Annotated in this window: 11 protein-coding genes; 5 read left to right on the top strand and 6 right to left on the bottom strand. The window is 67.3% G+C overall.

Features of this window, described 5'->3' with window-relative positions:
* On the top strand, window positions 1–211 hold a 211-nt coding region (locus tag AC1D34_RS24470; RefSeq protein ID WP_476825592.1), incomplete at its 5' end, for an acyltransferase family protein.
* Window positions 212–303: 92 nt separating this feature from the next.
* On the opposite strand, the gene AC1D34_RS24465 is transcribed toward AC1D34_RS24470, so the two are convergent.
* Window positions 304–672 carry a hypothetical protein gene (locus tag AC1D34_RS24465; RefSeq protein WP_476825591.1) on the bottom strand — a complete coding sequence of 123 codons (369 nt, stop codon included), beginning with the start codon at window positions 670–672 and terminating at the stop codon, window positions 304–306.
* 137 nt (window positions 673–809) lie between these two features.
* Here AC1D34_RS24465 and AC1D34_RS24460 point away from each other — a divergent pair, with 137 nt between their 5' ends.
* Window positions 810–2,615 carry an ABC-F family ATP-binding cassette domain-containing protein gene (locus tag AC1D34_RS24460; protein WP_476825590.1) on the top strand — a complete coding sequence of 602 codons (1,806 nt, stop codon included), beginning with the start codon at window positions 810–812 and terminating at the stop codon, window positions 2,613–2,615.
* A 142-nt stretch (window positions 2,616–2,757) separates the two neighbouring features.
* The gene (locus AC1D34_RS24455; RefSeq protein WP_113510863.1) at window positions 2,758–3,504 is read left to right on the top strand and encodes a glucose 1-dehydrogenase; all 747 of its coding nucleotides are present in this window, start codon (window positions 2,758–2,760) and stop codon (window positions 3,502–3,504) included.
* 87 nt (window positions 3,505–3,591) lie between these two features.
* On the opposite strand, the gene AC1D34_RS24450 is transcribed toward AC1D34_RS24455, so the two are convergent.
* Entirely contained in the window at window positions 3,592–4,485 is an 894-nt protein-coding gene (locus AC1D34_RS24450; protein WP_476825589.1) for a metallophosphoesterase family protein, read from the bottom strand.
* 471 nt (window positions 4,486–4,956) lie between these two features.
* Here AC1D34_RS24450 and AC1D34_RS24445 point away from each other — a divergent pair, with 471 nt between their 5' ends.
* The gene (locus AC1D34_RS24445; protein ID WP_476825588.1) at window positions 4,957–5,358 is read left to right on the top strand and encodes an NUDIX domain-containing protein; all 402 of its coding nucleotides are present in this window, start codon (window positions 4,957–4,959) and stop codon (window positions 5,356–5,358) included.
* A 322-nt stretch (window positions 5,359–5,680) separates the two neighbouring features.
* Entirely contained in the window at window positions 5,681–6,193 is a 513-nt protein-coding gene (locus AC1D34_RS24440) for a GNAT family N-acetyltransferase (protein WP_476825587.1), read from the top strand.
* On the opposite strand, the gene AC1D34_RS24435 is transcribed toward AC1D34_RS24440, so the two are convergent.
* From AC1D34_RS24435 to AC1D34_RS24420, 4 genes are all read right to left on the bottom strand, one after another.
* The gene (locus AC1D34_RS24435) at window positions 6,165–8,264 is read right to left on the bottom strand and encodes a hypothetical protein (RefSeq protein ID WP_476825586.1); all 2,100 of its coding nucleotides are present in this window, start codon (window positions 8,262–8,264) and stop codon (window positions 6,165–6,167) included. The two genes, AC1D34_RS24440 and AC1D34_RS24435, sit on opposite strands and share 29 nt — an antisense overlap.
* Window positions 8,265–8,267: 3 nt before the next feature.
* Window positions 8,268–11,084, bottom strand: coding sequence for a DUF4159 domain-containing protein (locus AC1D34_RS24430; RefSeq protein WP_476825585.1), 2,817 nt, complete (start codon window positions 11,082–11,084; stop codon window positions 8,268–8,270).
* A 13-nt stretch (window positions 11,085–11,097) separates the two neighbouring features.
* Window positions 11,098–12,015: a DUF58 domain-containing protein gene (locus AC1D34_RS24425; RefSeq protein ID WP_476825584.1), complete on the bottom strand. Its 918-nt coding sequence runs from the start codon at window positions 12,013–12,015 to the stop codon at window positions 11,098–11,100.
* Between the two features lie 11 nt (window positions 12,016–12,026).
* Window positions 12,027–12,680 (bottom strand): AAA family ATPase (locus tag AC1D34_RS24420; RefSeq protein WP_476825583.1); only part of this gene is annotated, 654 nt, incomplete at its 5' end.

The following is a 12,680-nucleotide window of genomic DNA, read 5'->3' as shown; positions in this document are numbered from 1 at the left end:
TGCCGGTCTCGGCGATGCATCCTACGCGCTCTATCTCGTTCACCCATTTGCGATCCGGGCGCTTCGCGAGATTTTTGCACGTGTGGCTCCCGGCTGGCCCGGCCTCTATGTCCTGACGGCACTCAGCGCTTCGGTGATCGCTTCGGTGCTGATCTATCGCTGGTTCGAGCGACCGGCGACGCGCTGGCTCAGGAAGCGGCTTGAGGCCTAGAACATCGGACCGCATATCCGGTTCGATGTTCTAGGCTTCTGGGTTTGCATCGGCTTTCCCGAAAGCCGCAACCCACTTTTCGGGCCGATGCTTTAGTCGCGCTGCCGCTTCAGGCGCATTCCCTTCAAAGACTGGCCGACGATGCCGCCGGCCTTACGCCTCTCCTCGCGCTTGGCGACAATCGCCGTGACATCCTCCGGCTGCGGAAAATAGCCCCGCTCCATGACTTCGAGCGTGTATTCCTCATAGGTCAGGCCGAGTTCCTCGGCCCGCTCCTGACGTCGCAAAGCGATAGCGGGCGGCTTCTTCCAGGCCTTGCGCGACGCAAAGCGCCAGTCGAAATAGCGTCCGATCTCACCCTTGCCCCATTCCGGCTGGTGTTGGGCCGGGTCGTCTAGCGGCGGGCCGCCATTGTCGCCGATCCTGGCATTGGGGGCTCTGCGGGAAGAAGGGCGGGCCACGGCAGTCTATCCATTAAGAGATACGTTTTGTATCCTATAATGGATATTGCATTGCGCAAGGGGCCGTGACGCCGTGCCGGAGTGACAGGCCGGGCGTGCCAGTCTATCCCGACCGCTCGACAATCAACGGGTATCGAATGGCTCCTCTGCTCCACCTGCGCGACRTCGCCCTGACCTTTGGCGGCCAGCCCCTGCTCGAAAGCGCGGAGATCGCAGTATCGCCGGGCGAGCGGGTCTGCCTGGTCGGCCGAAACGGCTCGGGCAAGTCGACGCTGCTCAAGATCGCGGCCGGGCTGGTCGAGCCCGACAGCGCTGAGCGCTTCCTGCAGCCGGGGGCGACTGTCCGCTACCTGCCGCAGGAGCCGGATTTCACCGGCTACAGGACGTCGCTTGCCTATGTCGAGGCTGGCCTCGGCCCTGGCGACGATGCCTACCGCGCCCGTTATCTCGTCGAGGAGCTGGGCCTGACCGGCGATGAGGACCCGGCCACCATGTCGGGCGGCGAGTCTCGTCGTGCGGCGCTGGCGCGTGTGTTGGCGCCGGAGCCCGACATCCTGTTGCTCGACGAACCGACCAACCATCTCGACCTGCCGGTGATCGAGTGGCTTGAACAGGAGTTGAAGTCGCTGCGCTCGGCCATGGTCCTGATTAGCCACGACCGGCGCTTCCTGACCTCGCTTTCGCGCGCGACGATCTGGCTCGATCGCGGCCAGACGCGGCGCATGGATCGCGGCTTTGGGGAATTCGAGGCCTGGCGCGACGAGGTGCTGGCGCAGGAAGAGCTCGACCGGCACAAGCTCGACCGCAAGATCGCGCGCGAGGAGGACTGGCTGCGCTACGGCGTCAGTGCGCGTCGCACACGCAACCAGCGCCGCCTCGGCGACCTCCATGCGCTGCGCGACCAGCGCCGCACGGCGCGCGGTGCGGTCGGTTCGGTCCGGCTCGAGGCCAGCGAGGCCCAGATGTCGGGCAAGCTGGTGATCGAGGCGATCGACGTCGCCAAGGCCTATGACGACAATGTCGTGGTCAAGAATCTCTCGTTGCGCGTGGCGCGCGGCGACCGGATCGGCATCGTCGGACCGAATGGCGCTGGCAAGACCACGTTGATCAACCTGCTGACCGGAGCGCTGCAGCCGGATTCCGGCAAGATCAAGCTCGGCGTCTCGCTCGAAATGGTGACGCTCGACCAACGCCGTGAAAGCCTCGACCCGGCGACGCCGCTCGGCGATGCGCTGACTGGCGGCGGCTCCGACCAGGTCATGGTCGGTGGGCAGCCGCGCCACGTCATCAGCTACATGAAGGACTTCCTGTTCCAGCCGATCCAGCGCGGCACGCCGGTTGGGGCGCTCTCGGGCGGCGAGCGCGGGCGGCTGATGCTGGCGCGGGCCCTGGCAAAGCCGTCGAACCTGCTGGTCCTGGACGAGCCGACCAACGATCTCGATCTCGAAACGCTGGACCTGCTTCAGGAGTTGCTGGCGGACTACCAGGGGACGGTGCTGCTGGTCAGCCATGACCGCGACTTCATCGACCGTGTGGTTTCCGCGACGCTGATCTCGGATGGGGACGGAATCTGGACCGAGTTTGCCGGTGGCTATTCCGACTTGCTCGCGCAGCGTGGCCGCGGCGTCGGCGCGAAGGCGCGTGCTGTGGCGGAGAAGGCCGTTGCTCCAGCCGCCAAACCGGCTGCTGCCGCGACGGTGGCATCCAGCAAGCGGAAGCTCTCCTTCAACGAGAAGCACGCACTGGAGACGCTGCCGAAGCGCATCGAGGCCCTTCAGGGGGAGGCCGCCAAGCTCAACACAGCTGTCTCCGGCGATCTTTACACGCGCGATCCCAAGCTCTTTGCCAAGGCAACGGCCCGGTTGGACGAGGTCACACGCGAGATCCACCAGGCCGAAGAGCGCTGGCTGGAGCTCGAGATGCTGCGTGAGGAGATCGGCTAGGCCCAGGGTTCTCCGGCCCTGTCTCTCGTGCGATCGGGCCGGCCATAGGATTTCGGTATCCGGGCAATCGCAAAAACGCATTTTTGGCTGGCCACAAATCGTCCCAATGTCATCACCTCAAAGAAGATCACGAGGAAACAGCATGAGACTGAAGGGCAAGACCGCGCTGGTTACCGGCGCTGCGCAAGGGTTCGGCTTCGGCATCGCCGAAACCTTCGTGCGTGAGGGCGCGCGGGTGGCTGTACTCGATATCAATCGCGAGAAGGCGCAGGAGGCGGCAAAGGCGATCGGCCGCAAGGCCTTTGCCGTCGCGTGCGATGTCGGCAAGGGAAAGAGCGTCGATGCGGCGGTCGCGAAGGTGATCACCCGGCTCGGCAGGCTGGATATCGTCGTCAACAATGCCGGCATCAGCCACCGTAACCAGCCGATGCTTGACGTCTCGGAAGCGGAGTTCGACCGGGTCTTCGACGTCAATGTGAAGTCGATCTATCTGATGGCCAAGGCGGTCGTGCCGCATTTCCGCGAGCATGGCGGCGGGGTGATCCTCAATATCGGATCGACGGCGGGCTTGCGTCCGCGCCCCGGGCTGACCTGGTACAACGGCTCCAAGGGGGCTGCGAACCTGCTCTCGAAATCGATGGCCGTCGAACTGGCGCCTGACCGGATCCGTGTCAACGCGATCGCGCCCGTCGCGGGCGAGACGCCGCTGCTTGCGACCTTCATGGGAGAGGACACTCCCGAGAAGCGCAAGGCCTTCACCAGCACGATTCCCTGGGGCCGTTTCTCGACGCCTCAGGACATCGCCAACGCGGCGCTCTTCCTCTGCTCCGACGAGTCGGAAATGGTGACGGGCAGCGTGCTTGCGGTGGATGGCGGCCGCTGCGTTTGAGCGGTTTCCCCTGCCAGACCTCTGAAGGGCGCCGCCATGCGGCGCCCTTTGTCATTGCGCGGCGGCTCTCTCCATGGTCGGCGGGCGTCAAACCGGCTTGGCGTGAAGCGCAATTTCCTGACGCATCCTGACGGTACCGTCGGGCTCGAAGCCACGTTGCTCGACGCTGATCGAAGGAGCCTTGGCATCGCCCTCGATCTTGATGAGATGCCAGCTCGCCATTTCGCCATGACCGAGCGGCCCGATCGAGGCCGAGGGCACGCCGACGATGGGGATATCGTGATCCGGCCCCGGCCGCCAGGCGAGCGAGAAGCGGTGGTTATGGCCGTGCAGGACGAGGTCGGCCCCCTTGCGTCTCAGCATCGACTCGAAAGCATCAGCATCGAGCAATTCGCGGGTGCGCCGCGCGCCGCCGAGATAGGGCGGATGATGGATGAGCACGACGCGGATCAACCCGGCCGCCTTGGCCCGGTCGAGGAGAATTTCCGCTTTGGCGATCTGCTCGCGCCCGATGCGGCCCGTCGCCATCAGAGGCAATGTCGGAATGCCGGTGTTCAACCCGATGAGCGCGACCGGCCCGCGCTCGCGATACCAGGGATACCCGATCGTGCCATCATCGCTGCTGGACCATGGGCCGAGCAGGGTCGCGAGTGGCTTTAGCGAGGAACGGGCATAGGCATCGTGATTGCCCGGCACGAAGCTGACATCCGCGCGCGGACCCAGCGTGTCGAGGAAGGTGACCGCGGTCTTGAACTCGTTGGGAAGGCCGATATGGGCGACATCGCCGGTGCAGGCGACATGATCCGGCATCTGCGCGCGGATATCCGCGACGATCAGCGCCAGGATTTCCATGTCATGGGCGTGCCGACGCTTGCGGCGCCAGTTGACATAGCCGGTCGCGCGCTTGCCGAGCAGCTGATGCAGAGAAAACTCGGCAAGCGGGCCGAGATGCGGGTCGGACAGGTGCGCGATCTTGAACACGCCCTGCGCTTGCCCTCAGAGCATGGCAGCCGTCAAGCGCATCCGCGCGTCGGCTCGCCTCAATCCGTTCCCGAACCCGATCAGGTTCGAGCCCAAGGACTCAGTTGAACGAGTCGGTGAGTTCCGAAACGATGCGCGGGTCGGTGAGGGTGAGGGCGGGCTTCCAGACGAAAGCGCGCTTGGCCCGGAGGCGAGCGGTGATGAAAGCGAGAAGCATTGTGGTAACCCCAGCGGTGATGACGCTGGTTTCTACCTGCTTTGCGGCGCGTTTGTGACGTAACGGCAGTACAAACGGTGGTCTGTTATGCGTTATTTGCATAGGCAAATACGCAGTCGATGAGAGGAGCGCGAGGCGTGTCGCATGGGCCCGACCCCAAAACTGGCGGCGGAACAGGGCATGCCCGCGAGCCGCGCCCGATCTCGAGGCCCGTTCGCCGGCTGCTGCATCTGTATTTCTGGCTGACACGCGGCATGACGCTGGGCGTGCGCGCGGCAGTGCTCAGGGATGAGCGCGAGGTCCTGCTGGTGCGCCATACCTACACGCCGGGGTGGCACCTGCCGGGCGGCGGGGTGGAGACCGGCGAGACGTTGCGAGACGCGCTCGACAAGGAACTGCGTGAAGAGACGCTGGTCAGGCTGACCGGCCCGCCGCAACTTCACGGCGTCTTCTTCAACCGAACGGTGTCGCGCCGCGACCATGTCGCGATCTTCGTGGTACGGGAGTTTGTTGTGGACGGTGTCAGGCAACCGGATCGCGAAATTGCCGAGGCCCGTTTCTTTCCGCTCGACGCGCTGCCGGACACCACCACAGCGGGCACCCGCCGCAGGCTCGACGAGATATTCGGCAGGCGTCAGCTTACTGCCGATTGGTGAGATCGATTTCTGCGGGAGAGTGTGCGTGCTTGGGCTCGCCTCTCGTCAACCATGATCTCAACGCAAACAATCCACGGCGTCGTCGGTCGTCTCATCCGCCAGCGCTTCGCCCTGCCATCTGCGCTCGCGAAGCGAGACACGAAACAGCTCGTCATTTCCAACATGGACGCCCGCCCGTGCCTCTGCTACAGGCGATTCATGGCTGACCGGCAAGACCTCTCCATCCTGCGACGACCGGCGCGCTGAGCGCGCCCTTCCGCTCGGCTGCTTCACGGCGCCTGAGCTTCTTGCCCCGCTGCCCGTTCGCAGGTTTGCCGACGCCATGACTTCGCTTCCCCTGACCATTCGCCACGAACTCCCCGCCGATCATGCCGCCATCGAGCGCCTGCACGAGCGCGCCTTCGGTCCCGGCCGCTTTGCCCGCACGGCATTTCGCCTGCGCGAGGGCGTGCCGCAGGACCCGGCGCTATCCTTCGCCTCGCATGTCGGAACCTTCCTGGTCGGTTCGGTGCGGGTGACCCGCGTCTCGGCGGGTGGGCAGCCGGCGCTGATGCTGGGGCCGCTTACCGTGGATCCTGCCTTCGAGGGACGCGGTATCGGTGCTGCCCTGATGAACGCTTCGATCGAAGCCTCGCGGGCGGCCGGACACGACCTCATCATGCTGGTGGGGGATGCGCCCTATTATGCCCGCTTCGGTTTCAAGCCGATCCCGCCGGGCCAGCTGACCTTGCCGGGGCCGGCCAATCCCGCCCGCTTCCTCGCTTTCGAACTGGTCGAGGGCGTGCTGGCCAGGCGCAGCGGGGCGGTCATGGCGTTGCGTCCGGGCTCCGCCTGAAGCGCCGGCCGGTCTCGCCGAGCCAGCCGGCCACCAGCGCACCAAACAGCAGCGCAAGGCCGATCAGCCCGATGAACACAGGCGAAATCGAAACGCCGCGCACGATGCCGGAATCGCTGATGCGCAGCCCGATCCAGTCCGCACCGGCGAACTGACTGCCCGAGCGGACCGGAACGATGCGCGGCACGGACACGCTCGAGCCGCTGTCCTGGCCGATCCGGCGGGAGGAGCCGCCCGTCGCCTCGGCAAGCTGCTGAAGCTTTGCCGGGTCGCTGACGACCTCCATGAGTTCGCGCGGGTTCTCCGGGCCGACACTGGCAAAGGCCGTCAGATTATCCCCTGAGATGCGGTGCAGGCCGAATTCGGTGGTCGGGACGCGGGCGCTGAAGATGCCGGGCCGTCCGGCTTCCAGTTGAACCGTGCGCGACGTGCCATTGGGGTCGGTGACGACAATCGGGGAGGGGGCGTCACCGAGCGTCTGGCGCTCGATCTCGATGGTGCGGCCGCGGGCGGTTGCGCGGAGCGCCTCTTCCTCGAGTTCGGGCTCCTTCATCAGCCAGTGGCCGAGGCGGCGCAGCAGGTCGAGATGCGGGCCGCCATCGCGGAAGCCCCGGGCCCAGAGCCAGGCATGATCGGAGAGGAAAAGCGCAACGCGGCCCTTCTGCTCACGGCTGAGCATGAGCAACGGCCTGTCACCCGGGCCGGTCATGATGGTCGAGCCCGTGCGGGCGCGGGCGCCGACCATGCGCAGCCACTCGCCCCAGCGCGGCGGCTCGACCTCCGAACCCGGGAGGTCGCGGGTGACCGGGTGGCGGCGGCCGGGTTCGCTGACACGGGCGCGATAGGCCTCGTCGATGACGCTTCCATCGGGCAGGGCGGGCAGGATCTGGCCGAGCGGTGTGCGTGCCAGCGACTGCGAGCCGGAATACTCCGGACCGGCTGCGACCAGCAGGGCGCCACCCTCGCGCACATAGCGGACGATGTTGTCGAAGTAGAGCAGCGGCAGGATCGACTGGTTGGCATAGCGGTCGAAGATAATCAGGTCGAATTCCTTGATCTTGACCTGGAACAGCTCGCGCGTTGGAAAGGCGATCAGCGAAAGCTCGTTGATCGGCGTGCCGTCCTGCTTCTCCGGCGGGCGCAGGATCGTGAAATGGACGAGGTCGACATTGGCGTCGGCCTTGAGCAGGTTGCGCCAGGTCCGTTCGCCGGGATGCGGCTCTCCGGAGACCAGCAGTACGCGCAGCTTGTCGCGCACGCCCTCGATCGTGATGACGGCGCGATTATTGGCAAGCGTAAGCTCGTTATCGAGCGGTGCCGCCTCGATCTCGACGACATTGGGCCCGCCGCGGTCGATCCGAACCGGCACCTGCACGATCTGACCCGAGGTGACCTCGCGGCGAGCGACGATCTCGCCGTCGCGGCGGATCGTCAGCCCGGCGCGGCCGGGGCCGCCCTTGTCGACGACGCGCAGGCGAATGACCTGATCCTTGCCGACGATGCCGAAGCGCGGCGCATCGACAAGTACGATCCGGCGGTCGATCTCGGCGTTGCGGCCGGTCGTGAGAACGTGCAGCGGTGCCTTGAGACCCAAGGCCTCGGCATTGGGAGGCGCATCATGGGCGAGGCCGTCGGTGATGACGATGGCGCCGGCGACGCGCTCCGAGGGGACATCCGCGATGCTTGCAGCCAACGCCTCGAAGAGACGGGTCCCGTCTCCCGAGCCCTGCATGTCGGTGACGTCGACGATGCGTGGCTCGACGCCCGGAACGCCGCGCAATTGCCGCTCGACATCGGCCAGGGCGGTTTCGGTCTGCACGGTCCGGTCGGCAAGACGGTTCGAGCCGGAGCGATCGACCACCACCGAGACGACGTCCTTGACCGGTTCTCTGTCCTCGAAGACGAGTGACGGGTCGGCCAGCGTGAGTGTCAGCACGATCAGCGCGAGTGCGCGCAGGATGGCGCTGCGGCCGGCGAGGACGAGCGCGGCGCCGGCAGCGACAGCGGCCAGCAACGCGAGCCCGATCAGCAGCGGCAGAGGCACGAGCGGGGCGAAGGAGAGGCTCCACATGGTCTATTGCCCCAGACGCTCGAGCAGGGCCGGCACATGGACCTGGTCGGCCTTGTAGTTGCCGGTGAGCGCGTACATCACGAGATTGACGCCGGCGCGGAGCGCCATTTCGCGTTGGCGGGGATCGGAGCCTGACATCGGTACCAGCCCTTCGCCGCGGCGATTCACGGCCCAGGCCGAGGCAAGATCGTTCGAGGTGATGACGATCGGCGAGACGCTGTCGCCGGCCCGCGCCGGCCGACGCCCGTCTTCGCCGGCGGGCGGCAGGATCTCGACCCAGGTCGTGCCGGTGTCATAGCGACCGACGAAACCGTCGAGGATGTAGAAGGTCTTGGTCAGCACGTGGTCGCGTGGGATCGGTTCGAGCTCGGGGATGTCCAGCGTCTGCAGCATCCGCTTGAGCTGATCGCCCTCGGGCGTGCTGCCCCCATCCGGGCGGGCGCTCATGGCATCGCGCGTATCGAAGATCACGAGCCCGCCGCCCTTCATATAGGCTTCGAGCTTGCGCAGGGTTTCGGGCGCCGGAATCGGGCGCCCGGCGACCACCGGCCAGTAGAGAATCGGAAAGAAGGCGAGCTCGTCGCGGGCTGGGTCGAGGCCGACCGCTTCGCCGGGTTCGAGCGCGGTGCGTGCGCCGAGCACGATATTGAGGCCTGCAAGCCCCGCCTTCGACATGTCATCGACCGCCTTGTCACCGGTCAGGACATAGGCGAGGCGGGTGACGGCACCTGCGGCGAAAAGTTCGCGCGGGATCGGCGGGCGGGTGTCCTCCGGTGCCGCCGGGACAGGTTGGGCGAGGGCCGGAGCGGCCGAAAGGGCGGCAGCCAGCGCCAACCCAAGCAGGACCGCGGCGGCAGCAGCCTTGCCAGCGCGCGCCACGCGCAGTCGGCCGCCGAGCCAGAGCGTCGCCAACGTATCGAGGATCAGCAGCAGCAGCGCGATGACCAGGAGCTGCGGCCGGATGTCCTGCGCGACCGGTTTGTCGATCGGCAGGATCGGCGCGCCGAGCGAGGCCAGATCGAGCGCGTGCAGCGTGTCGGCGGGAGCCAGGGCATTGACCGCGAGCGAGCCGTCGGCCGGGCCGTAGATGCCGGGGGGGTGGGCCAGGGTGGCACGTCCGGTGAAGGTCCGCGGTACCGGTTGAGCCGTAGCCGGTGGTGCTCGGAAGGAGCCCTTGCCGTCCAGCACGCGGGTCGGCGAGAGCGTCTCGACCTTGGCATCCTCGGCCTGGGCCTCGGCCGGGCCTGTTCCGGCCAGCGCCACCACCTTGCGCAGCATCTCGACGAAGAGGCCCGACAGCGGCAGGTTCGACCAGGTGGTGTCGGCGGTGACATGCATCATGGCGATCACGCCATCGCCGCGGCGTTCGCCGGTGACCACAGGCGTGCCGTCTTCGAGCGCAGCCCAGGTCTTGCGTGCAAGATCCGCATCGGGCTCGGCCAGAATCTGGCGATTGACGCGGACGTCGTCGCTGATCTGCGTGCCGAAGAACGGGCTCTCCCGGGTGAAGGGGGCGAGCTTGCGCGGAGTGTCCCATGAGAGGCCGCCGCCGAGCGTGCGCCCGCCGCGGCGCAGCCGCACGGGGGTCAGCTCGTCGGAGGCGGTGGCGAGGCGCACGCCGGCAAAGCGCAAGAGGACACCGCCTCGCTCGACGAAACTGCTGAWCTTCGTCGCCGTCTCCGGGTCGAGGGCGCCGATATCCGCGAGAACGAGGACCGAGAGGTTTTGCGCGAGCAACTCGCCGACGGGGTCGTTCGAGCCGGGGCGCGGTTCGCGGATCTCTGCGAAGGGTGAGAGGGCGCGCGAGACGTAATAGGTTGGAGACAGCAAGGGCTGCGCCGTATCGGTGGTCGTTCCGGACACGATACCGACGCGGCGCCGTTTGGCGCGGTCGTCGAGCAGCGCCACTGCACCCGCACTTGGTTCGCCCACGACCTCAAGCCGCGAAACGGCATTGCGCACCTCGATCGGAAGGGTGAGTCGGGCCACCGTGTGCGTTTCCGTTGGGCCAAAGCCGAATGGAGCATCCCCCAGTGGCAGACCCTTCAGATCGAGTGCGCGAACCTGGCCGCTCGCGGGGGCGCTGGTGGCTGGCCGCAGCACCTTGACCGTCAGCGCGCCGGAGAGGTTCTCTGCGGCCGTCAGCGCGAGCTGGTCGGCGGGGGTGGCGTGGATGGAAAGTCGACGTGCATCGGCTTCCTGCTTCAGGCGCGCCAGGAAGGCGCCTTCGTCGGTCAGGCCGAGCCCGTCGGAGACCCAGACGATTTCGGCGTCAGGCGTGGCGCGGAGAAAGGCCTCGATCCGGGGCAATTGGGTGGTGCGGTCGGGCGCGTGCGGCTGCAAGGCCAATGCACGCAGCTTGTCGAGCGCCGCGCGCGGTTCCGACAGCGTGACCTCGCCCGGCGTTTCCGCGAGCCCGACGATCGCCACCGCACGTCCCTCGCGGCCTGCAGCATTGACCCGCGACTCCGCCAGCGCCACACGCTCGGGCCAATCGGTCGCCGCGCCGAAGCCGTTGTCGATCAGGAGCAGCACGGGCCCGCGCGTGGGCGCCGTTGCGACCGGTGGGTTCCAGACCGGGCCGGCAACGGCGATGATGGCGAGTGCCGCAATGGCCATCCGCAATGCCAACAACCACCAGGGTGTATGCGCCGGCATTTCACGCTTGGCGATCAGGTCGGCCATGATCTTGAGCGGTGGAAAATCGATGCGGCGCGGGCGTGGCGGCGTCACTCGCAGGATCAGCCAAAGCGCTGGCAGCAGCGCAAGCGCGGTCAGCGCGAGCGGGGCGGAGAAGGCGATGGGCAGCTGCGTCAGCATTGTTGGCGCCCTCCTAGCGGCCCTGGCCGCCGCGCGAGGCGGCGATCAGGCTCGCAATCCGGAGTACGCCTTCGCTGGCGGGCCGGTCGGTCCGATGCAGGGTCAGCGTCCAGCCCGCCTTGCGGCAGGCCTCCCGAATGATATCGCGATGGGCTTCGAGGCGCCGGCGATATTCCTCTCCCCAGGCCCCGGCATCGCCGACGCGCAGAGTGAGGCCGTCTTCGAGGTCGAAGAGCTCGGCCTGGCCGCTGAAGGGGAACGTTTCTTCGATCGGATCCGCGATCAGCAGGATATGGCCGCGCGCGCCGCTGCTCGCCATGGTCGCGATCCGTTTGGCCAGGGACTGGGCCGGCGAAAGTCCGTCGGTGATGATGATGGCGTCGGCCAGGCGTGGAAGCGGCGCGTCCGGCGGCAGATCGGCGGTCTCGCCCTTGCGGTCGATCACGAGCGCTTGTGCCAAGGTCTCGACGATACGTCGCGAGGCGAGCGCCCGCGTCAGGCCGAGATGCCCGACCCGCTCGCCGCCTTCGACCAGGGTCTCGGCCAGGGCGAAGCCGGCAACAAGTGCACGGTCGACCTTGGAGGCCATGGCGAGCGACGAGGAAAAGCCCATCGAGGCCGAGCGGTCGATCCAGAGCCAGATCGCATGCGAGGCCTCCCATTCGCGTTCGCGGACGAAGAGGTGGCCGTCGCGCGCCGAGCGGCGCCAGTCGATGCGTGACGCGGCCTCACCGGTCACCAGAGGGCGGTACTGCCAGAATGTCTCGCCGGGGCCGGCGCGCCTGCGGCCGTGGATGCCATGCACGCTCGCCGAGACGCGCCGGGCCTCGAGGATCAGGCGCGGCAGGCGCGCCGCGAGATCGAGGGAAGCCTTCAGGACCGGCGGGGCCGGCTGGCGCTCGGATGGGCCGAGGACGCGCGTGCGCAGCATCACTGAAGTCCCTATCCCAATCGTTCCACGAGCCTCGCGATGACGCTCTCGACCGTCTCGCCATCGGCTCGTGCAGCAAAGGTGAGCGCAATACGGTGCTTGAGTACAGGGGTGGCGAGCGCAACGACGTCATCCACGGACGGTGCGAGTCGGCCTTCGACGAGCGCGCGGGCGCGGGCGGCAAGCGTCAGGGCCTGGCTGGCGCGCGGGCCGGGGCCCCAGGCAAGCTTGCTGGTCAGCGTGGGATCGCCATCGCCGGGGCGAGCCGAGCGCACCAGATCGAGAATCGCGTCGACGACGTTCTCGCCGACCGGCAGGCGACGTACGAGGCGCTGTGTCGACATCAGCGTCTCTGCCGTCATCGCCTGGACCGGCTTGTGCTCGGTGGCACCGGTGGTCTCGAGCAAGATGCGCCGCTCGGCCTCGCGGTCGGGGTAGCCGACGTCGATCTCGAGCAGGAAGCGGTCGAGCTGGGCTTCCGGCAGCGGATAGGTGCCTTCCTGCTCGATCGGGTTCTGGGTTGCCAGCACGTGGAAGGGCGCAGGCAGGTCGTAGCGTTCACCGGCGACGGTGACGTGATGTTCCTGCATCGCCTGCAGCAGCGCCGACTGCGTCCGCGGGCTGGCGCGGTTGATCTCGTCGGCCATCAGCAGCTGGGCAAAGAC

Source organism: Allobosea sp. P1_A7, assembly GCF_056406775.1.
The sequence above is the reverse complement of the archived record's forward strand: the minus strand, read 5'-3'. Positions and strand labels throughout refer to the sequence as shown.